This window comes from Stieleria maiorica (assembly GCF_008035925.1).
Classification (GTDB): Bacteria; Planctomycetota; Planctomycetia; order Pirellulales; family Pirellulaceae; genus Stieleria; species Stieleria maiorica.
This window is the reverse complement of the sequence record NZ_CP036264.1, coordinates 745,574-766,485: the sequence shown is the minus strand read 5'-3', so window position 1 is coordinate 766,485 and position 20,912 is coordinate 745,574. Positions and strand designations below refer to the sequence as shown.

The 20,912-nt window shown below is 60.2% G+C and carries 15 protein-coding genes; 3 read left to right on the top strand and 12 right to left on the bottom strand.

Annotated features, from left to right (window positions below):
- Nucleotides 1-146: 146 nt before the first annotated feature.
- Both Mal15_RS02360 and gcvP read right to left on the bottom strand, forming a co-directional pair.
- Nucleotides 147-1,499 carry an enolase C-terminal domain-like protein gene (locus tag Mal15_RS02360; RefSeq protein ID WP_147866282.1) on the bottom strand — a complete coding sequence of 451 codons (1,353 nt, stop codon included), beginning with the start codon at nt 1,497-1,499 and terminating at the stop codon, nt 147-149.
- A gap of 180 nt (nt 1,500-1,679) precedes the next feature.
- Nucleotides 1,680-4,631, bottom strand: a complete 2,952-nt coding sequence (gcvP, locus tag Mal15_RS02355; protein WP_233903237.1) for an aminomethyl-transferring glycine dehydrogenase — start codon at nt 4,629-4,631, stop codon at nt 1,680-1,682.
- A gap of 409 nt (nt 4,632-5,040) precedes the next feature.
- Between gcvP and Mal15_RS02350 the strand changes: the two genes are divergently transcribed.
- Nucleotides 5,041-5,349, top strand: coding sequence for a hypothetical protein (locus Mal15_RS02350; protein WP_147866280.1), 309 nt, complete (start codon nt 5,041-5,043; stop codon nt 5,347-5,349).
- On the opposite strand, the gene Mal15_RS02345 is transcribed toward Mal15_RS02350, so the two are convergent.
- Nucleotides 5,330-6,835, bottom strand: coding sequence for a polysaccharide lyase (locus Mal15_RS02345; RefSeq protein ID WP_147866279.1), 1,506 nt, complete (start codon nt 6,833-6,835; stop codon nt 5,330-5,332). The two genes, Mal15_RS02350 and Mal15_RS02345, sit on opposite strands and share 20 nt — an antisense overlap.
- Before the next feature lie 208 nt (nt 6,836-7,043).
- Here Mal15_RS02345 and Mal15_RS02340 point away from each other — a divergent pair, with 208 nt between their 5' ends.
- Together Mal15_RS02340 and Mal15_RS02335 are read left to right on the top strand one after the other, a co-directional pair.
- Nucleotides 7,044-7,622, top strand: coding sequence for a hypothetical protein (locus Mal15_RS02340; RefSeq protein ID WP_147866278.1), 579 nt, complete (start codon nt 7,044-7,046; stop codon nt 7,620-7,622).
- 165 nt (nt 7,623-7,787) lie between these two features.
- Complete coding sequence (locus tag Mal15_RS02335; RefSeq protein ID WP_147866277.1) at nt 7,788-8,108, top strand: hypothetical protein; 321 nt, start codon at nt 7,788-7,790, stop codon at nt 8,106-8,108.
- Nucleotides 8,109-8,211: 103 nt separating this feature from the next.
- On the opposite strand, the gene Mal15_RS02330 is transcribed toward Mal15_RS02335, so the two are convergent.
- From Mal15_RS02330 to Mal15_RS02295, 9 genes are all read right to left on the bottom strand, one after another.
- On the bottom strand, nt 8,212-9,600 hold the full coding sequence (locus Mal15_RS02330) for a DUF1552 domain-containing protein (protein ID WP_167546593.1): 1,389 nt from the start codon (nt 9,598-9,600) through the stop codon (nt 8,212-8,214).
- Nucleotides 9,601-9,622: 22 nt separating this feature from the next.
- Entirely contained in the window at nt 9,623-12,217 is a 2,595-nt protein-coding gene (locus Mal15_RS02325) for a DUF1592 domain-containing protein (RefSeq protein ID WP_167546592.1), read from the bottom strand.
- Nucleotides 12,218-12,794: 577 nt separating this feature from the next.
- Nucleotides 12,795-15,962 carry a WD40 repeat domain-containing serine/threonine-protein kinase gene (locus tag Mal15_RS02320; RefSeq protein ID WP_147866274.1) on the bottom strand — a complete coding sequence of 1,056 codons (3,168 nt, stop codon included), beginning with the start codon at nt 15,960-15,962 and terminating at the stop codon, nt 12,795-12,797.
- A 24-nt stretch (nt 15,963-15,986) separates the two neighbouring features.
- On the bottom strand, nt 15,987-17,858 hold the full coding sequence (locus Mal15_RS02315) for a glycosyltransferase family protein (protein ID WP_147866273.1): 1,872 nt from the start codon (nt 17,856-17,858) through the stop codon (nt 15,987-15,989).
- Nucleotides 17,859-18,044: a hypothetical protein gene (locus Mal15_RS02310; RefSeq protein ID WP_147866272.1), complete on the bottom strand. Its 186-nt coding sequence runs from the start codon at nt 18,042-18,044 to the stop codon at nt 17,859-17,861.
- Nucleotides 18,044-18,898 (bottom strand): hypothetical protein, encoded by an 855-nt coding sequence (locus Mal15_RS02305; protein WP_147866271.1) that lies wholly within the window; start codon nt 18,896-18,898, stop codon nt 18,044-18,046. The genes Mal15_RS02310 and Mal15_RS02305 overlap by 1 nt, the downstream gene beginning before the upstream one ends.
- A gap of 212 nt (nt 18,899-19,110) precedes the next feature.
- Complete coding sequence (locus Mal15_RS02300; RefSeq protein WP_147866270.1) at nt 19,111-20,163, bottom strand: DsrE family protein; 1,053 nt, start codon at nt 20,161-20,163, stop codon at nt 19,111-19,113.
- Nucleotides 20,164-20,206: 43 nt separating this feature from the next.
- The gene (locus Mal15_RS33895) at nt 20,207-20,359 is read right to left on the bottom strand and encodes a hypothetical protein (protein ID WP_167546591.1); all 153 of its coding nucleotides are present in this window, start codon (nt 20,357-20,359) and stop codon (nt 20,207-20,209) included.
- The gene (locus Mal15_RS02295) at nt 20,359-20,700 is read right to left on the bottom strand and encodes an ArsR/SmtB family transcription factor (protein WP_147866269.1); all 342 of its coding nucleotides are present in this window, start codon (nt 20,698-20,700) and stop codon (nt 20,359-20,361) included. Before Mal15_RS02295 ends, Mal15_RS33895 begins: the two co-directional genes overlap by 1 nt.
- Between the last annotated feature and the right edge of the window lie 212 nt (nt 20,701-20,912).

Genomic DNA, 20,912 nt, shown 5'->3' with positions numbered 1-20,912 from the left:
CCGATTCGCGCAAGCGTTCGGGCCCCCGTGCCAATGGAGGCCCGTGTCAATGGAAGCCCGTAGGCTGGCGCCAAACGGCTGATCTCAAGAGAGTTCAGCGGAATCGAAAATGCCAAAATCCAACAACCTCTAACAGGGGGCCGGTTTCACACCGCACCCAGGCCGACGCCGTCCAGGCAGCTGGTGTCCATCGACCCGTCTCGCACGACAAAGATCCCGGGGAACTTGTCTTCCCAGGGCAGGTTGGCCTTGGGGCAGTACTGCCGCGAGTTGGATTCGATCGCCGCAACGCCGGGGACGTGGGCGGCGATGGCGGCCGAGTGAATCAGCGAGGCGCCCGGGCAGGTCAAGTCCTGGACACATAGGAACAGCCCCAGTTTCTGCGCGGCGACGGCCATCAACATCGATTGCGATTGACCCTTGCACGCTTTGAGCGCCGCGCCGGTGTAGCCCATCTCGCGAGCCAGCATCAGCGATTCCAAGTCGGTCAACGATTCATCGATCACGACAGGTTTCAGCTTCGCCGCTTCGTGCATCTTGTTTTCCGGGTGCGCCTTCAAGTCACGCGCGGTCGGTTGTTCGATGTACTGGACGCGATCAAACCCCTTGGGGGTTCGCTCGCGTAGCTTTTCGAGCATCTCGATCAGATAATCGACGTGGGGGCAACGTTCGTTAAAGTCCAACGAATAGAACCAGGTGTCGACGCCCCGTTCGGCCTGGGTTTCCGTGGCGATGCGGTCGACTTTGACGATCCGTTCCAGGTCCCATTTGACGTCGTCGCCGTTCAGCTTGAGCTTCATGTGCGTCAATCCGTTGTACCGGATCCACTCGGGCAACGTGTCGGGCAATCCGTCGCCGGTGGGCTTGTCCAATTCGCCGTCGTCGAGCGGGTCGAGCGCGCCGACCAGGTGATACAGCGGCATTTGAGGCTTGGGCCGGTCCAACAAGAAGTCGCCGATCCAGTCGCCGGCATAGTCGGCGCCGAGGTACGCACCGACGTCTCGGCTCATGAAATCCTGGCCGTAGGTCTGGAAACAGTTTTTGCCATGGACTTTGCCGAAGGCGTCGTGGATCGCTGCGTCGAAGGGGCTGCCGGTGACCATCGTGGCCAGCATCGGAATCGGTTCGACCAGGTTCAATTCCTTGCTGACATCCGCCGCCGCGCCCAAGTACAGGTGTTCGAGTGCCATACCAAGATCGACCGGATGGCCGAATTCGGCGTAATCGGCGGCGATCGCTTCACATCGCCCGGCCAGTGTCGTCATCGCCCCCAGGGTCTGGTCGTAATCCATCTGACGCGACGGGAACGCCCAGATGTTCGACAACGGCATGGATCCGAATCCGGTCGCCGTCTTGCCGTCGCGGGTGACGACGTCGCAGTGGACGTTCAACACCGTCGCTTTGTCGACCGGCACGCCGCCGAATTTCATCGTCGTGCGGTAATCGTGGTGTTCGTAACTGGTGCGAACGCCGGTGATGCGAATGTCGGTGGGCTTCATGGTTTCTAACAGTCCGGTTGGTGGGTTGAGCGACAGGCCGAGATCTTACCCCACGCTCCGACCTCGTTCCAAGGCTCCGACTGAGGTCGCTGGTGTTGGGGCGAGTGACCCCGGGTCGCTCGCTCACGCTTCCCGCTGGCGTGGGATGCGACCGACGGGCTCGCAGCCTCTCCCTGGCTGCTATTCGTAATCGCTCATCGGGACGCAGGCGCAGACCAGATTGCGATCGCCGTAGGTGTTGTCGATGCGACCGACGGTGGGCCAGAATTTTGCGTCGCGCAACCAGGGTGCTGGCCAGGCGGCTTGCTCGCGAGTGTACGGGTGCGACCAGTCATCGCTGCCGATTTCATGCATCGTGTGCGGGGCGTTGTGCAGCGGGTTGTCGTCGCGATCCATCTGGCCGTCTTCGATCGTCGCAATCTCTTTGCGGATCGCGATCAAGGCGTCGCAGAAACGATCCAGTTCTTCCTTGGATTCGCTCTCGGTCGGTTCGATCATCAGCGTTCCGGCGACGGGCCAGGACATCGTCGGCGCGTGGAATCCGTAATCCATCAAACGCTTGGCGATGTCGTCGGTTTTGATGCCGGCGGTTTTCTCGAAGCTGCGGCAATCGATGATGAATTCATGCGCGACGAATCCGTTGGCATCGGTGTAGAGCACGTCATAGTGTTCGGAGAGTCGCTTGGCCATGTAGTTGGCGTTCAAAATCGCGACTTGCGTGGCCTTCTTCAGCCCCGCGGCGCCCATCAGGGCGATGTAGACGTAGCTGATCGTCAGAATGCTGGGGCTGCCATACGGGGCCGCGGCGACTGGGCCGATCGCAAATTCGCCGGCGGTGTCGGGGCGTTCGACGGGGTGTCCGGGCAGGAACGGCACGAGTTGTTTGGCCACGCCGATCGGGCCCATGCCGGGGCCGCCGCCGCCGTGGGGGATGCAGAACGTCTTGTGCAAGTTCAAGTGGCAGACGTCGGCGCCACAGATGCCCGGGCTGGTCAAACCGACCTGGGCGTTCATGTTGGCCCCGTCCATGTAGACTTGACCGCCATGCTGGTGAATCACGTCACACACTTCACGGATCGTCGGTTCAAAGACGCCGTGGGTGGAAGGGTAGGTGATCATCAACGCGGACAAGTGATCAGCGTGCTGTGACGCTTTGGCTCGCAGGTCATCCATGTCGATGTCGCCGCGGTCGTCACACTTGATCGCCACGACTTTCATTCCGGCCATCACCGCCGATGCCGGGTTGGTTCCGTGAGCGGAAGTCGGGATCAAGCAAACGTTGCGAACATTTTCCCGGCCTTCCTTCCTGGCCATGTGTTCGTGGTAGGCCCGGATCACCAACAACCCGGCGTATTCACCTTGCGATCCCGCGTTGGGTTGCAAGCTGACCGCGGCGAATCCGGTGACTTCACACAGCCAGCGTTCCAGTTCGCGGAACATGTGCGTGTAGCCGCGCCACTGGACGTCGGGGGCAAAGGGGTGGATGTTCGCGAATTCGGGCCAGGTCACCGGGATCATCTCGCTGGTCCCGTTCAACTTCATCGTGCAGGACCCCAGCGGGATCATGCTGTTGGCCAACGAGAGGTCGCGGCCCATCAGCTTAAAGATGTAACGCAGCAATTCGGTTTCGCTGCGATAGCTGTGAAAGACTTCGTGGGTCATGAAGTCCGACGTGCGGGTGAACGCGCCCAGGTCCAAGGTCCCGTCGGCGTCGGCTTCGTTGACCAGTTCATCGACGTCGAATCCGGTGTAGTGCCCGAAGTTGAACGCGGCCAGCAGGTCGGCCACGAGCGCGCGGTCGGCGGTTTCGTCCAACGTGACGCCCAGGGTCCCGTCCTCGTATTCACGCAGGTTGATCAGCCGTTCGCGGGCGGCATCGGCGACCTGACGGGCTGCATGCGTGCGGCCTTTGCCAAGCCGGATGCGGATGGTGTCAAAGATCGGTCCGCCGCCGAGTGTTTCGTGCCCCAGTCGCGCCAGGCCCTTGGCCAGGGCGGCGGTGTAGGCTTGGGTGCGGCGGGCGATATCGGTCAAGCCGTCGGGGCCGTGGTAGACGCCATAGAACGAGCTGATGATCGCCAGCAAGGCCTGGGCGGTGCAGATGTTGCTGGTGGCCTTGTCGCGGCGAATGTGTTGTTCGCGGGTTTGAATCGCCATCCGCAGTGCGCGATTGCCGTGCACGTCTTTGGAGATCCCGATGATGCGTCCGGGCAGCTTGCGGGCATGTTTATCGTGTGTCGCGATGTAAGCCGCGTGCGGTCCGCCCAAGCCCATCGGCACGCCGAAGCGTTGGGCGCTGCCGACACAGATGTCCGCGCCCCACTCGCCCGGCGGCGTCAACACGGTCAGCGCCAGGATGTCGGCCGCCGCAACCGTCATGCAGCCGCACTGTTTGGCTTTGTCGGCGACGTCGCGGTAATCTTCGATGCGGCCATCGCTGGTCGGGTATTGAACCAGCAACCCACACAACCCGCCTGCGCCATGCTCGAAATCGATGTCTTCGATGGGGCCGATCTTCAGGTCGATCCCAAGTCCGTCGGCGCGTGTTTGCAGCAACGAGAGTGTTTGGGGGTGGCAATCATCACTGGCCCAGAAGCCGGTTTTCTTATGCGAGGCGATCGAATAGCACATCGTCATCGCTTCGGCCGCCGCGGTCGCTTCGTCCAACAGACTGGCACCGGCCAACGGCAATCCGGTCAGGTCGGCGATCATGGTCTGGAAGTTCAACAATGCTTCCAACCGGCCTTGGGCGATTTCCGCCTGGTAGGGCGTGTACTGGGTGTACCAGCCCGGATTCTCCAACACGTTGCGCAGAATCACCGGCGGGGTGACCGTGTCGGTGTAGCCCATGCCGATGCACGACCGGTGAACCTTATTTTTGCCTGCGATCGTTTTCAGTGCCGACAAAAACTCTCGTTCGCCCCGCGCCTCGGGAATCTCCAGCTCCGATTCGAGCCGAATGTCGCCGGGAACGGTCGCGTCGGAAAGCCCCTCCAGCGAGTCAAAACCGACCGTCGCGAGCATGGTTTCCAGGTCCGACGGGGAGGGCCCGATGTGCCGTTTGGAGAACCCGTCCACAAAGTTGAGGATACGGGTGGCTGCGGAGCCATTGGTTCGCGATTCGCTGGACATAGGTGTGCCGGAGGAAGGCTGGGTCGACGCGATGCTCATCGGAAAGGTGTTCTTCGTTGCGTGGGAAGAATTCTGGAGAGGCCTATCGTAGAACAGTGAGAAGATTGTGTCAGCGGGCTAAATCGTGTGCCGGGAGGGTGAATTCGCCCCGGGGCGGCACCGCAGCTCGGTCGAGGGTAGCGGAACTCGCCAAGAGTTTCGCCTGCCGCTTGCCGAAAGCCTTGGCGGCTTCCGCTACCTCCGGGATCCTGATGCTGGTTTTGGGCAATACACTCGGCCAGTTTTTTTCCGGTTTGCTCGTAACACAATTTCACCCCTTCCGCTTGGTAAACTGAAGTGTTGGTTGCGGCGGTTCGATCGAGCGGTAACCAATGGCCCGCCTGAAATTTGAAATCGAGGAAGAGAAGTGATGCGTCGATCCTGTGTGTGGTTATTCGCGGCTGTCGTCGTTATGGGGACAATCAATCTGGGTGACGTGGGGACAGCCACGGCGGGCCGCGGGTTCCGGCTGTTCCGCGGCCGCACGTATTCGGTCCCCCGCACTTACTCGACCCGGCAACCTGTTTCGTCTTGGCGAAAGACGTCGACGTGGTCCCGCCAGTCGCAACCGGCGGCCAACGGCCCGCGGATCAAGGGCCGCCACGACTGGCCCGGCGCCATCGGTGCACCGCCGGCCAATTATCAGTTCTTTCAAGACGTCAACGGTTATTGGCGGTAGCCATCATCGGTCCGATGTAGTCTTTGCCGATGACGACGTTGTCGATGAACAGGTGCTGGTCGTGGGGCGAGGCTTGTTTGCCGCCGTGGTACACGTTCATCCAGATTTGCTCGATCTTCAATGCATCGGTCAAGCGAAAGCGGACATCGGCTTTCTCGAACGCCAACCGGCCGTCGACCCAGGCTCTTAACACGCCGTCGATTTCGCCGGGCGTATTGAGCCGACAGTGTTGCTCGATCGCGTACCAACGGTTCGTTTCCAGATAGCCGCGGTAGTCCTTGTTCCAGATCCAGTTGGTGCCGTAGTTTCCGTTCATATCGGCGTGGTAACAATAAAATCCGACCGGCGTCGTTCCGGCGAGCGGATTGCCATCCGGAACGGTCATGCGAAACAGTCCCCGCGCGGACCAGCCGTTGACGCCGTCACTCTTGCGACCGCCCCAGCCACCACGTCCGTACGTGCCACTGATCCCCGGCAGCTTGCCGCCTTGAAGGGTCTGATTCCAATCATCGGCCAACCGCAGGTAGTAGCGGAAATAGATCTCTTCGGGCTCGTCACCCGTTTCTTTCTCGAACTTGTAGGTCGTGTTCAGTGCAGTAAACGCTCCCTTGGCGATGCGTGAACGCAGGGCACGCTTTTGTAGAGCTTCAAAGTTTTGAAAGTTCGCGTCGGCGGCGATCACGTCGATCTTGTCTTCCGGTTCGGCAACGGTCCATTCCTCGCGCCAGTCGTCACGTTCGAATCCGGTGGCGAAGACCACCTGGGGATCGGCTTCAATCCCTCGGTCACGATCATATTTTGCGGCGATTCCCAACCGCGGAGGCGAAGGCGGTTCGTCGTGGCCCTGGCGACAGCGAAAGACACCGATCCGCGCTGACCCGTATTGCTCGGTCGAATGCAGAACAAGCGTCGCTTCATCGATCGCTCCGAATCGATCCAGATCGCTCCAATCGAAGCGGACCAGCAGGTGTTCCGGTTCGGCGGAGACGCGTAGTTTCCTCGCGCGGCCTTGGCTGCGATACGTCGATGCGGTCAGGTGGGTGTCGGCGATGGCGGTAAGCTTGATCGTGCCGCTCGGCCCTCGGATCTGCAGTGTCGGATGCAGCGATGCATCCTCGTGCTCTCGACTGGCAAAGGCGATCCGGCCCCGATCACCGGTGACGCGCAAGAACATGCCTTGGCAGGGAAACTCGTGCGCCGTCCACTGTTTGACAAGCGTCGTGACGTTCCAACGCACCGGTTTGGGCGTGTCGTTGTCGATGACCTCGACTTCGGCATACGCGGCATCCCCTTGCGCGACATCGGTGGCGTCGCGCCAATCTCCCATGAAGTGCTTCCAGGGCAGGATCGCGGCGCGGTTGTAGTGTTCACGGTTCGCTCCGTCGGTTTGAGCGGAGGAGCCTTCCACCCAATCCGAGCGATCGGCACGTGCCTGGGATGCGAAGGCGATGGCAAGGACCAGGAGGACATGTCGGGTAAGGGGCATGGGCTGAATCCGATTTCAAAGGTGGGCAGCGGAGGAAGTTGATGGGGTAGGAAGATTAGGGAGGTAGGGGATCCATTCTACGAGGTTTTCGTGTGAAGATTGGCCGCGTCGCCCTTCGTCACGGGCTTGGCCCCACACGTCCGCCGACGTGTTTGATTACGATGTCCGGTTTGCCGAAAGACGCTGTAATACCGCGAGGCGGGGAAGGATGGATTTGGATCGAGACACAATATTTGGCCTGCGTCGCGGTTCCTGCGGTCGTGGCATCGTCGTGATGGTCGGAGTGTTGTTGCTTTCGGTCGCGGTCGTGCACGCCCCGGCCAATGCACAGGACCGACCGCAACAACGCGATTCCGTTGACCGGCCCGCTGATGATGGCCAAAACGAAAAGCGATTGAAAAAGCGTGGGCGGAGAAAAAGACAGGGCAAGCGGCCTAAACACTCTGCAACCACGCCCGCCGAGACTCCGATCCGGCTGCAGCTTGACGGTGCGTTCCAGCTCGACCTCGGCTTCGGCAACGCGATCCATGGCAAGGGCAGCATCACGCTGCAACTAGATCGGGCGACCGTCGAACGACTGGGCGACGAATCGGCCGAGCGGCTGGGAGGGGGCGAGGTCGTCGCGGACGAGTTCCTGGACGTGGTGACGAGGATGCCGGAGATGCTTCGGCAGACGGCCGCGATTTTAGAACTGCTTTCCAAGCCCGAGACGCAAGAAAACCTCCGCCAGGTCGAACAAGTGTTGCGTCTGCTGCCCGCTGGAACGGCGACCGCCCCAACACCCTGAATCGGATGATGCAACACCGCCCGCCTGATCGACACCCGCCCAGTGACGCTCGCCGGAGCGTGGAAGTCCGCCCGCGGAGCGTCAGACGCTCTGGGGGATTACCTACTGGCGATGGTCGCTACGTCTGAATGGCGATCGACCGAAACGACAACGAGAATCTCAACCATGCAATTTGACATCACCAGCTTGATCGTGGGTGGATTGATCGGGGCGACCGTCGGGGTCGCGCTGGCGGTTCCCCGAGTCGGCCGTATCCTGGCGTGCCTGATTTCGGTGGCCCTGTTTGTCACCGGGGCCGGTTTCTTGATCTGGGCGATCTCGGCGGTGATCCGCGGTGACGAGCTGCGTCCGCTGGATTGGCATCAGCTCTACATCGCCTCGCCGGCAGAAGCCCTGGGCGTCGGCGGAGGCCTATTGATCGGCGGGATTCTGGTCCTGGTGCTTGCCCTGTCGCTGGGCGGAAAGACTCCGGTGCGAAGACTTTAGTGCTCTGTCAGCATCAAATCTTCGGGTTGCGTTTGTCAGGTACAAAGAACCGAATGGCCCGAAGGGTGATTCGCGTTTTTGGTATCTGCCCCCTTTTCCTCGGTCAAACGCCAAGAACCTCACTCAGCGACGTCGTGCTGTCGGCGAACCGGTCGGCTTCGATTCCAAACTGCTGAAGGAGGGTGACGTAAAGATCCGATAGGCGGTAGCGAGACTCGTCGAAGCGTTTGTGTGTTCCGTGTGAGAATCCCATCGCTTTGCCACCGGCAAGGATCAGCGGGTAGTTGACGGCTTGGTGGGTGCGACTCGTGCTGCACCCATACAAGATGCAGCTGTGATCAAGCAACGAGCCTTGCTGGAACGGATCGGAGGTCGATCGAAGACGTTCGATGAAGTAAGCGAACTGCGTCGTCAGGAATTGATCGTACCGTGCCCAGTTCTCGTAGCCGTTTTCTTTGCCGGTCCCGTGGCTGAGAGAGTGGTGTCCCGGCAATCCGATCGCACTGGGGAAACGATCGCCGATTCCTTTCGCGTCTTCACTCGTGATCTGGTAGGTGATCGATCGAGTGGAATCGGTGAGAAACGCGACGTACATCAGATCGTAGATCACGCGGATGTACTCCTGAACGTCGTCGTGCGGTGTGGCCGCGAGTTCAAAATCTGCCGGATCGACGTTCGGCCGCTGGACGTCCAGCCACCGGTCGGAGCTTGCCAATCGCTTTTCGATTTCCCGGACCGATGTCGTGTACTCATCAAGGCGTCGGCGGTCGCCCGCGGACAACCCTTGACCGAGCGTTGCGGTCTCCTCCAAGACGTTGTCGAGGATGCTTTGATCTCGGCCGAACCGTCGGCGTTGTTCGGCGACCGTCTGTTCCTGGACGCCGAACAAACGGTTAAAGATGGCGCGGGGTTGCGAAAGACTCGGGATCGGACGTCCTGACGCGGAGAACGAAAGCGTTTGGGTACGGCCGGGCGTTCCTACTCCTCCGTCACTCGATAGAGTCAATGAAGGAAAACGGGTCTGAGCTCCCAGGTGTTTGGCGATCAACTGGTCCAACGAAATACTGTTGGTGTATTCACGCGACGAATCGGCTCCGGTCAAAAAACTATCGGCGGTGAGATGAGCGATCGACGATCGCATCGCGGGATGGGAAAGCCCAGACAAAATGGTCAGTTCGTCGCGATAGTTGGCCAAGGGCTCCAGCGGACGTGTGAGGACGTAGTCGCGTCCTTCACGGTGGGGAAACCAGTGCCAATCGTCATGAGCCGGATGTCCCGCCGGCGGCAGACTGACGCCATTGGGGAAAAAGATGCAACAAAACCGTTTCGGCAGCTGGTGTTCGGTATCGGACGACGAACGTTCCGGTTCCGCTGCACAAACCTCGCGTACGAACGGGACGTCGCGCAAGGATGCGAACATCGGAAGCGCGATCGTGTATCCGGCCGCGGTTAAGATCCGGCGTCGCGGTAGAGTGGGTTCCGAAGTTCGCATCGCTGGCCTTGCCCCGGGGAGATTAGATCCGAAATAGTTTGCTGTCGACGATCGCCAAGACGAGCTCACGCAGCTTGTATCCGGACGCTTTGAAACGTTTTCGGATCTCGTCGACGTCCTGTCGATCAGCATAGTCGGGCGAACGCCCCAGCGTATACGTCAACAGGTGATGAACCAGAGCATCGGCAAATTGCTCGCTTCGCTGACGTCGCAGGTGCTGCTTCAATTCAACGATGTTTTCGATTCGCTGCCCGTCTGGAAGTACCGTTGCTGGATCAATGACTCGTCGCACCCGTTGATCGCCCTCAAACGCAAGCCACTCGTTTCGCCAACGCCCCGTCGCATCAAAGTTTTCAAAGGGAATGCCCCAGGGATCGATCTTCGCATGGCAATTGCGACAGGCCCCCGGTTCTCGGTGGCGTTGGATTTTCTCTTTCAGCGACAGGCCTTCTAATTCGGGATCGTCGATTTCGATTGCGGGAATGTTTGGCGGCGGTGGGGGCGGCGGTGAATTGAGCATCCGGTCCAGCAACCAAACGCCGCGACGGATCGCGTGTGAATCGACACCGTCGGAGTTGAGGGTCATCAGGCTTGCCTGCGTCAGCAATCCGCCTCGTACGGAATCCTTCGGCAACGAGACCTTTTGCATCTCGCCCGACGTTGGGGCGGCCAGCCCGTAGTGTTCGGCCAACCGATCGTCCACGATCACATAATCCGAATCAATCAGGTCCAGGGCGTTCGCATCGCTCTGAAACACCTCCACAAAACACTCGATCGTCTCTCGGATCGATGCCGCGGCAAAGTCCTCGTCATAGGTCGGATAAGCGTCACGATCGACCGCAATGTTGTGGTACCTCCCCAAACGCAACCACTGTCGACAAAAGCTTTCCAGAAATCGGCGACACCGCGGATCGGCGAGCATCCGTTCCGCTTCCTCGTGTAACACGCAGGGCTGTAACAATGATCCGTCGTTGGCGCGAATCATCAGATGATCATCTGGAGGCGACAGCCATAGCAGGTAGGACAACCGCGACGCCAACTGATGCGGGCAGGACGAGTCGGATCGTCGCTTTGCCGGAGTCGGGGAAGGGACTTCCAGAAACAGAAACGCAGGCGAAACGAGGACCGCTGTCATCGTTTCGCGAAGACTGTCTTCAAAGGAATAAGACCGGGTCCGCAAGGCACCGAATAATTTCAGCTTTTGGGAAATCTCATCGGCGCTGACCGGCCGGCGGTAAGCTTGGCGCATGAACTCGGCGAGCAGCGACTCTGCGATCATGGCCTCGTCTCGATCATCTTGATCCACGGCAACGCTGGGGATCTGCCAACGATAGGATGGCGTCGATTCGGACCGGCCAGGAAACATCTCGATCTCCATGCAATCCAACATCAGAAAATTGACGCCATCTCGATCCATCTGATCGATCGCACCAGCGATCCGTTGAGAGCCGATTTCGGGATCGGGATAGCCTCCGCGGCCGAGCGTGAAGACGGCGTGAGGGTCGCAGGAGACGTTGGAAATGTAGATCTGGTCCATGTCGAACACGCTTAACCGATCAAACGTGTCCTCCTGGCGCTGCGGCCCCTTGGTCGGCACATCTTCAAGGCGAATGCGGAATTCGTAGACCGCTGGATCGTCAGTTGGTGCGGTGACATCCGCTTCGCCGAGCAATCGCCTGTCAATCGAACAACCGTCGCCGAGTGTGATCCCTGCCTCGACGCGCAAGCGGGGGAAACGCCCGTTGCGGTCAGCGGTTCCGGCGGCCCGTAGGCGGATGACCATTTCGCCGGTCGACAGCCGGCGGGGAATCGCGACGTACTGTTGATTCAATTTGGGAATCGCCGCCCGTAATTTTTCGTCATCGGAATGGGCGCCCGGCAGCTTGGGCCCCAACGGGTCAACGTACTTTGGTGTCTGAGCAAGATTTCGTTCGCGACGTGCCAGCATGGTTTCACGATCGATTGCCGCGGGCGCACGTTTCCGAGTTCCGTAGCGATCACCGGTTGCGTAATACAGATCCTCGAATTCGATGTGGTATCGGATCACATCGTCTTCGATCGGTCCAAATTGCACATAACGCTGGACCGCGCGGCGGGCGCTGTCCAAATACGCCTCGATTTGCAGTGACGATAGACCGAGCTGAGAGCGGGCATTTCGATATCCCGATTCGGAGATCGGATCCGCCGGAAGCATGTCAGCGAACTCGGCGTCGACACCAAAGAGTGTCTTGAGGGTGTAGTTGTACTCTTCTACCGTCAGACGCCGATGCGGGGATCGCTCGGGTGAGTTTTTCGCGACCTGCAGGAGCCGGTTCCGGAGCAGGCGGAGCAACTGCCGTCGCGACGAAATCGCCAGCGGCTCGGCATCCTCGGGCGGCATCTGACCGCTGTCGACTGCGTTGTACACCCTCTCCAACAGTTTCCCTGCGGCGGCGTATTCAGGCGAGTCGGGCGCGAGCGAAAAATCCGGATTGTCCACTCGAAGATTGGTCTCTGGGTCGTCAGCCCCGTGGCACTGCTGGCAATGGCGTTCCAGTAGACTGCCAAGTGTGTCATCGGCGACCGATCGCAGGCTCGGCGCCAACGTCAACGCAGTCAACAGCACAGCACGAACCATGGTGACATCTCTGCAAAACCACCGATCCATGAGAACTCGCTCGCCGGGGGTGTTTCTGTTTCTGTTTCTGAGACGATCGTCACGCAAGGACAATCAGTTTCCGCTCGCGATTATCTTACCACGCACTACGCGGAAACTCACAAACCGACCGGCGCGACCGTGTGATGCTCGATTTTGCCGTTGTTTCAGCCAGTGATTGTGGCAGAAAACTCTGCCCTATCATTTGTTCGGGGATTCTGACCCTGGCTTACATGCATTTCATCATTCTGCCCCGAATCATTCTGCCCTCCCACTGCCAATTTCCACCAAATCGACAGGGCAAGACGGTTGAACCCGTGGGGTTCTAAGCGACGGCCCGGAAGGGACCGTCGTACAGTGGCGTCGTACAGTGGCGTCGTACAGTGGCGTCGTACAGTGGCGTCGTACAGTGGCGTCGTACAGTGGCGTCGTACAGTGGCGTCGTACAGTGGCGTCGTACAGTGGCGTCGTACAGTGGCGTCGTACAGTGGCGTCGTACAGTGGCGTCGTACAGTGGCGTCGTACAGTGGCGTCGTACGGCGGCGATCGGGCGGTGCGATCACTTTGCGACCGACCAGATTCGGAGGTTGCCGCCGACGTCGCCGGTGACCATCCACTGGGCGTCGTCGCTGAGCGCCAAATCACGAATGCTGATCGGATGACTGCTTTCGACGATCGCGCCGGATCGGCCGGTCACCAGATTGGAAAACGCGATCTGTTCGTCATGGCCGGCGGTGATGAGTCGCTGGCCGGACGGGGAGAACGCGACCGAGCTGATCGGGCCGGTGTGCACCTCGATGGTGCTGGCGACGCCGGACAGGTCACTCGGATACAGATGGACGGTTCCCCGCGCGTCGCCGATCGCGAGTTGGGATGAATCGCCGGACCACGCGACGCAGTGCAACGAATTGCCGAGTTCGGCCCGCGCGAGTTCCGTTTGCTCGTCCACGTCGATCAGGACGGCAACGCCGTTGGCCGAAACGGCCACGGCGCGGCTCCGGTCGCCAGACAATCGCAAGCCGCGAACGACGCCGCCCAAGGCCGCGATCCCGGTGCTGGAATCGGCTTTGGTCAAATCCCAATGCCGCACGCTGCCGTCGAATCCGCCCGTCCAGGCGCTCAAGCCGTCATCCGCCAATTCGATCTGAGCGATCGACTTGTCGGTCGCCGTGCCGTGCAAGCGAATTTCACCGGTGTCGGATTCCCAGACCAAGATCCGTCCGTCGCTGGTGCCGAAGCCGAGCCGCTTTTGGTCTGGTGAACACGCCACGCACGTCAGGTCCTGCGGCAGGGAGTGGTTGCCGGGTGGGGAATCGGTTTCGCCGGGGATCGTTCGCAGCATTCGGCCGGAACTCCGATGCAACAGGCTGGCCGGGCCCGTCGCATGACAGACCACGATGGATTGGTCGACGAATGCCAGATCCGTGATCGCACCATGCGGGGTTTGAACGACATCGGGCCGGACGCCGTCGACGTTGATCGAAACGACGCCGCCATCACCACCGCCGAGCAATAGTCGATCGGAACCCGGGTCGATGGCAAAGTGTCCGACGCCCTGAAAGTAGCGATGGCACTCGCGGACGTGTAAGTCCGGCAGCTTCCAAATGCCCAATTGGCCGTACAGGTTGGTCGTGACCAGAGCGTCTTTTTGGTCCCAGAACTCGACGTCCATGATGGGGCCATGGGTGGTCATGATCCGTCGAACGGATTCAGGATCGTCGACACGTCCGACCATGAATCGATTGTCTTGCGTCCCCGCGGCAAATTGGGTGGCGTCGGCGTTGGTGTCCAGCGACAGAATCGGAAACGCGTTTTTTGCGATCTCGTCACAACGGCCCGACGGGAGTTCACAGCGGATGACCCGGCCACTTTGATCGCCGGTCAGGATCCCCTCGCCGCCTAGAAAATCGGCGGCAAGGATGGTGGAGGTCGTGACCGAGTGGGCAACGTCCTTGGTTCCAGATTCGGACGTCCAGACAACAACGTTTCCGCCAGCACCGGCCGATAACAGTTTCGAACCGTCGGCGGAAAAACGGATCACTTCCAGAGGCGATCCATGGTTCAATGTTCGCATCGGCGTATCCGCCACGCCGATCGTTTTCAGATAGACTCTGCCGAGTTCTCCCCCCCAAGCCAGACGATGGCTGGAGCGTGCAAAATCCACGCAGCGGAGTTGTTTTCCTTTTTCGCGGAAACGGTAAACGATTCGTTTTGTTTCGGTGTCCCACACCAACAGCGTCCGCAGTCCTGTCGCGGCGATCAGCCGCTGGTCGTCGGAGATCGCGATGTCGGTGATCATTTCAACATGGCGCAGGAGTTCTTGGTAACGGCTTTCGATGTTTCGCAACAGCTGAAACTCCACGTCGCCGAGCGGACGCAGCACGTTGAGCGATTGCTGTGCCAAACGATGATCGCCGGCCGTCATCGATTGGAACGCCAGCTTTGATTCGGCGTCGTGCAGCATCTGTTTGGAGTAAGCGACCTCTTCTTTGAGTTCTTCACGCGAGCGTTCGACCTCTTCTCTGGCGATCACTTCTCGTCGCCGATTGTGCTCGGCGCGGCGCCATTGCCATGTCACTCCGGCCAATCCGATGACGATCGCGGCCATCAATCCGGCCACACTGGCGGTCGTCCCCGGGTAGCGGCGACAGCGGCGAACGAAGTGCTCGATTCCCGACACGGGGCGTGCCTGGATCGGATCGCCGTCGAGAATGCGCTGCAGGTCATCGGCCAAGTCCGCGGCCGTCTGATAACGCCGATCAGGGTCTTTTTCCAAACACTTCAGGCAAACGGTTTCCAAGTCCAGGGGGACGCTTTGATTGAGCATCCTCGGCGGCTGTGGATCAGTGTGAATCACATGATGAATCAACATCCGCGAACTGCCGCGAAACGGTTTTTCGCCCGTCGCCAGTTCGTACAGGATCACGCCCAAAGAATAGATGTCGCTGCGGCGGTCCGCGTCCCGCGAGTGCCCGGCGGCTTGTTCGGGCGACATGTAGGCCGGTGTACCGATAATCGAACTTTCGTTGGAAATCGTTTCATCGCTGTCGCTGTGTTTGGCGATGCCGAAATCGTTGACATGTGGGGTTTCATTCTGATCCAACAGAATGTTGCCGGGTTTTAAATCACGATGAATGATGCCTTTGCCGTGGGCATAATCGACGGCCCGGGCGATCGCCACCATGATTTCCGCGGTCCACGTGTGATTGGCCGGCCCCGAAGCAAGACACTCCTTCAGCGTCGCGCCGTCGATCAACTGCGAGATGATGTAGGGTTTGCCATCCAGGTCGGCCACGTCGTAGATCGAGACGATGTTGGGGTGGTCGAGTGCGGCGGCCGCGCGACCTTCGTGAATAACGCGTTTGTATTGGCCGTCACCTCGGTCGGAAGAGCGCGGCAGCGCGGCTTTGAGCGCAACCAATCGCTCTAATCGCAGGTCTTCGGCTTTGTAAACCGTCCCGAAGCCGCCCGAACCGAGTCTGCTGAGGATTCGAAAGTTACCCAGCACATGGTCACCGTCCGCATTGAGCGTGATCGTTTCTCCCAACAACGAATCACTGGCGTGGCTGAGCGTCTCCTGCTGTTCGCCGACGTTGCGATGTGTCTGCTTGGTGAGATCAACAAAGTCGTCACTGCTGCTCGGCAACTCGCTGTCGTGCAAGAAGGTCGATTGCCCCGGCTCGTCCGGATCGCCGGGATCGTCTTCGTGGTTGGGCTCAGCTGGCATGGCAGGTTGCGGCGGCGGGGGGCTTTAACGCGGGGACGTTGCAGTGTAGCCGAATCGTTCCCGCAGCTCGCCTAATATGCTTTCGGCCGTTTCGTGTACCTGGCGGGTAAAATGCGGCGAGTCTTGCCAGACGCCCGGTCGGCCGTGGCGACGAAACGCTCCCGGTCCGGTGTCTTTGTGACGGTCAAAACGAAACCGATCCACCACGCGATCGATTTCATCCACGTTCGCTTGCGTCCCCAAGAAGGAAGCGATCCGAACCAGTTCGCCTGCCGCGTCGGTGATCATCGACTCGTACCGCACCTGGAGCCTTTGCGAGACTTCGAACGCCTCAAAGGCGTCGGCAGCGCGAGCGTACGCACTGGCAATGTGCTTGGCGAGATGTTTCGGGTCGCTGGAGGCCCGATCATTGGACGCTCGATTCCAGCTGCCGGGTTGGCGCATGTCGATGTAAGAATCGAGCACGTCGAACGGATCTCGGACCAGAAACAACATTCGGCTGAGCGGAAACAGTTCTTCGATCATCGCAAACAACTCCGGCGTGTTGACCTCCTTGACGACCAACGCCTCGGCGCCAAACCCCGGATAGCGTTCCTTTGCAACTTCGTAGAACGCTGCTCGGATGGCGCGCAAGCCGGCTTTCCCGTTGCCATCAAAGAAGAAAGCGCTGGGGCGTTTGCGTTCGTCCGGCCGCTCGGCCAAATGTTGAACCAAACGACCGAAATAGGGCTCGTGCCAACCTCGCATCTCGGGCAGCGCGTCAAGCATCTCGCACAACCAGGTCGATCCGGTTCGTCCGCAACCGATCAGCCACGCCAAACGCTCTTCGGGGATTCGATCGGGTTTGAGCGTGGCTCCCGATTCGGCGGGAGTGTCGGCCGCATCGGGCCTGGCGGAGGTCACGCGGAGGGTCGAAAACCTCGCCCGCTGACGGGCCAGCAACTTTAGCAGGGTTTCGCTGCGGTGGCGGTACAGATGTGCCTGGTCGGTGATCAATTTGGCCTGTGCGACGCGGCGGCGACGGTCGGCGTCATTGGCGATCGCTCGGTCCACTTGCTGGCACAGTTCATCGGCGTCGTCGAAGTGATAGACCGAATCGCCGAAGATTCGAGTCACCTCGTCGCGTCGGACGCCGGTCAACAATGCGGGACTGCCGAGCGCGGTGACTTCGAACACGCGTGGGCTGGGGGAGACCGCTTGGTCGGCCGCACGGAACAGGTTCAGAACCAGCTTGCTGGCCGCATACATCCGCCACTTCGCGTCGGGGCGGACCGTTCCGGAGGAGAAATCGACCGCGGGAATGCGTTTGAACTGTGTCGCGTCGGCGGGGAAGTTGCCGGCCATGCGAAACCGCAGCCCGCGGCGGTCGCAGTGTTCGGCAAGTTTCAACATCGTCGCCACTCGGTCTTCGAACAGCGTGCCGATAAAAACGACGTCGCTTTCGGGTTCTTGACCGACCCGCGCGGAAATTTCCGGAGCCGCTAGTGTGGCGGTCGGCAGGTAGGCCTCGGCGTCGGGCTTTTGGTACAGCTCGTTGGTGCAGACCAGATGGTACAGCCGCTGTGTGTCCGCGATCGGGCAATAGGGATCGTCGGTCTTGATGACGGCGGTCAGGATGTTCGAGTCACGCAGCGTCGCCGGGACCCAAGCCCGCTCGCCGCTGAAATGCATGCCGTCGATAAACACGACCGCGTCGACGCCGTTGCGCACGTCATGGGCCTTGCCGACGATATCGTTGCCGACCGCTTCGTGGCTGAGCACGCGCAGCATCGAGAACGTCGCGTAGGGAATCACGTTGACGCCGCACTGGGCCAGCCCTTGGCGATAGCCTTCCCAAACATCGCGGGTCGAAAACCCGGCCGAACCGGCGACCAACAAAACCGTCTTGGGTGTCATCTAGATCCCGTACCCGTATTCCGCTCCGGGTGGCGGGCTGCCGAAATTTTGCTGGGCGGACGCATTTGCCGCTCGGGCATCGATCGTGCCGTCGACCGTCTCGCTGATGCCGTCCATCGCGTGATGCGGTTCCGTCTCGGAGGATTGGTTCACCGTTTTATCCGTCGATTCCTCAGGTGTATTCATCATGTTTCCTCGGATTCTTCTTCGGGGTCCTCAGCCGTATCGCCCAGCGTCCAAAGTGAATGATAGGGTGGATCGATAGCGCCTGTCTCGTCGGGCGGTACCGCTTGGGCAGCCGGGTTTTCGGCGACCCAGACCCCGGGCGCACGACAGGCCATGACAACCGACGTTCTGTTTTTGTTGGCTTCTGTTCGAGTCGCTTCGATCGAAACCACCCGTTTGACGACGGGGTCGTCGACGATTCCGTTGGTCGGCTTGCGGCCGACCACTTGCACCGGATCAAGTTTCTGAGACTCTCTGATTTGAATCGCATCACGAGGATGGCAGAGGATTTTCAGTGTCCCACCATCGACGGTAGGATTGACCGCGAAGAAGTACTCCAGCCCCACGTTGCCCCGGACGGCCCGAGGCAATGTCAGTTCGGTCGACGCATCCGCGTTGACAAAGCATTCAAAGGCATCTGCGCGCGTCAAGGATTTCGTGGAAACCGCATCCGTGCTGAGGGTCGTCAGCGTGGTCGCGACGCGAATCCGGGCACGGACGTCGCCGCGTGACAGGGCGGCAAACTCGATGTGGTCGGCGCCCAACGCGGCTCGACCGAATTGGAAACGCCGCATCCGCAAATTGAAATTGCACATGTTCTGGATCGGTGAGACCGTGACCTGCGAGATGAACGTCGCAGCATTGTTCTTGACGCCGATCAGGTTTGCTTCCCTGGGAACGATGCGGATGACGGTTCGGGTCAGATCTGCCCCTACGCCGACAACGGTCTGCCGCAACCGCTGGCCTCCCCGGTAGTCCGTTGACAACAACAGATCACAGGTCGTCGTTGCGGTGCCCTTGACTGGTATGCTCATGGTGCGTCCCCTTCGCGAATGCAATGTTAGTCCACTCTGCAGAGTGGACCAGCTTATCGTTCGGGGGGTGTTCAATCAAGTCATTCAGTGAGTCGGGCCTGCAGCGTGTGCCAGTCCGCAGTAGTGGACGACGCGAGGAGTCCATGCAGTTCGCAATCCGAATGGACTCGTCGCCTCGCCCACTACCCGGACAACCGGGCTGCGGCGGAATATTAATTCCCCAGCGGCAGATAGGCGTAGCCGTCGGATTGGAGATTGACGACGGCGGTCAGTGCCGAGACGGCGGTGTCAACGAAGACCGCGACGTCGCCCGGGTCGGATCCCTTGGAGATCAATGACTGGCCACAGACGTAGAGTTCGACGCCGGATTCGTGGAGTTCATGCAGCAGGTCCAAGTTGGGATTCGACGGCACGTCCAAGGCGGTCGCGTAGGCATCGGAATTGAGCACGGCAAGTGTGGCGTCGCCATGAAACACGACGGCGATTTGAACGTCCGCCGGTTCCGCGCCGGCTCCGGCGTAGATGTTGACGTACTTGGCCACCTTTTCGATCGCCGTATTCAACTTGCTCGGATCACCGCCACGCGTCACATCGACCAGCAACTTGGTTCCCGAGCGCGGCTGGTGCGCCGCCTGGGGTAGTGGCACGACCGATCCGTGCCCTTTGATGCTCGGGTAGCGAGGCTTTGCCTGAGCAACTTCCCCCTGCCGGGGAACGGCGTGGTTCTTCATCGCTTCGGCAAACCCACGTCGGACAAAACCCGAGACGACCTTGGCATGCTCCTGGATCAGTTTTGCGACGTAGGGATCAGCGGACGTCTCGGTGACTCGCACTCCTTTCTCCGTGTCTTCGTGGACCATCTTGATCTTGTCGGTGTGGCGAAACAGTTCGGCAAACAGGGGATCTCGCATCCGGATCGGTTTGGTGTTCTTGATCCTGTACTCCATCCACTCGACGTGTTCTTTGATCTTGTCGGCGATGTCGGGGGTGTCCGACTCGGTCAGCGTCTCGACACCGTCGGGCAATTCTTTGACGGTGCGGTCGATCTTGTCGTGATTGCTGAGCAAGAACTGAAAGACTTCGTGATCGGCGTCATGACGTTCGTCTTGTCCGTGAGCCTGACCCGGACCGCGTCCGCCCTGAAAACCGGGACCGCGTCCGCCTCGAAAACCTCGCCCCTGCCCGGGGCCGCTTTGAGCAAACACGGGTTCGACGATCATCAACGAAAGGGCAACGGTGAAGACCAGAAGTGCAGATCGTTTCATGAGGGTCTCTCGGCAGAAAGGGAGGTTGTGGCGGGGGAAGGGATCAGGTGTTTCCGTCGTTGTAGCGACACCACAGCGTGTCTCCGCCGCCGATGATGACGATCTTCATGGCTGGGGTTCCGTCGACGGTGAAGAACAAAAAAGCGACATATCGAGAGGCGACGATGTATGGTTCTAAAAAAATGGGCCGCCCCACTAGCGACGTTTGGCGGTCTGCTGCAGGAAACGCCCTTCGACACAGGCCATCAGCTGTTCCAAGTGCGGTTCGGCGACCTGGTAATACACCCGCCGCCCGTCGCGCTCGCTGTTGAGGAACCCACAGCGCTTGAGCAACCGCAAGTGTTCCGACGCGACGTTGTCGGGAATCTCACAATCCTCGGCCAACTCGCCCACGGTGTAGCGGCCGTGGAGCAGCAGTTGGACGATCCGCAACCGGACCGGGTGGGCCAGTGTTTTCAGACATTCGGCGGCGTCGGCGAACGCCTGGACGCTGCCGCGGGGTTTGGTCGAACTGTTGGACGTCGATTTGCTGGTCATCAGATTTCCTCTGCGGGCGACGCCTATCATATATCGCAAGATCGCGAGGTGTCAAGTTCTGTGCCGGCGGCCCGAAAGGGATCGTCGTACAATCAATCCCCGTAGGACATCCCTTCCGGGTTGTCCCCTCCTTCACGGGCTGTCGATTTAGTGAGCCGACGGCTGAACCCGCGGGGTTCAAAGCGACGGCCCGGAAGGGACCGTCGTACCTG

What these genes read in the sequence shown, in the direction of transcription:
- Mal15_RS02310 (WP_147866272.1), bottom strand. Translation starts at nt 18,044, where the DNA reads ATGAATACACCTGAGGAATCGACGGATAAAACGGTGAACCAATCCTCC.
- Mal15_RS02325 (WP_167546592.1), bottom strand. Translation starts at nt 12,217, where the DNA reads ATGGTTCGTGCTGTGCTGTTGACTGCGTTGACGTTGGCGCCGAGCCTG.
- Mal15_RS02340 (WP_147866278.1), top strand. Translation starts at nt 7,044, where the DNA reads ATGGATTTGGATCGAGACACAATATTTGGCCTGCGTCGCGGTTCCTGC.
- Mal15_RS02305 (WP_147866271.1), bottom strand. Translation starts at nt 18,898, where the DNA reads ATGAGCATACCAGTCAAGGGCACCGCAACGACGACCTGTGATCTGTTG.
- Mal15_RS02345 (WP_147866279.1), bottom strand. Translation starts at nt 6,835, where the DNA reads ATGCCCCTTACCCGACATGTCCTCCTGGTCCTTGCCATCGCCTTCGCA.
- Mal15_RS02320 (WP_147866274.1), bottom strand. Translation starts at nt 15,962, where the DNA reads ATGCCAGCTGAGCCCAACCACGAAGACGATCCCGGCGATCCGGACGAG.
- Mal15_RS02335 (WP_147866277.1), top strand. Translation starts at nt 7,788, where the DNA reads ATGCAATTTGACATCACCAGCTTGATCGTGGGTGGATTGATCGGGGCG.
- Mal15_RS02300 (WP_147866270.1), bottom strand. Translation starts at nt 20,163, where the DNA reads ATGAAACGATCTGCACTTCTGGTCTTCACCGTTGCCCTTTCGTTGATG.
- Mal15_RS02330 (WP_167546593.1), bottom strand. Translation starts at nt 9,600, where the DNA reads ATGCGAACTTCGGAACCCACTCTACCGCGACGCCGGATCTTAACCGCG.
- Mal15_RS02315 (WP_147866273.1), bottom strand. Translation starts at nt 17,858, where the DNA reads ATGACACCCAAGACGGTTTTGTTGGTCGCCGGTTCGGCCGGGTTTTCG.
- Mal15_RS02295 (WP_147866269.1), bottom strand. Translation starts at nt 20,700, where the DNA reads ATGACCAGCAAATCGACGTCCAACAGTTCGACCAAACCCCGCGGCAGC.
- Mal15_RS02350 (WP_147866280.1), top strand. Translation starts at nt 5,041, where the DNA reads ATGCGTCGATCCTGTGTGTGGTTATTCGCGGCTGTCGTCGTTATGGGG.
- Mal15_RS02360 (WP_147866282.1), bottom strand. Translation starts at nt 1,499, where the DNA reads ATGAAGCCCACCGACATTCGCATCACCGGCGTTCGCACCAGTTACGAA.
- gcvP (WP_233903237.1), bottom strand. Translation starts at nt 4,631, where the DNA reads ATGTCCAGCGAATCGCGAACCAATGGCTCCGCAGCCACCCGTATCCTC.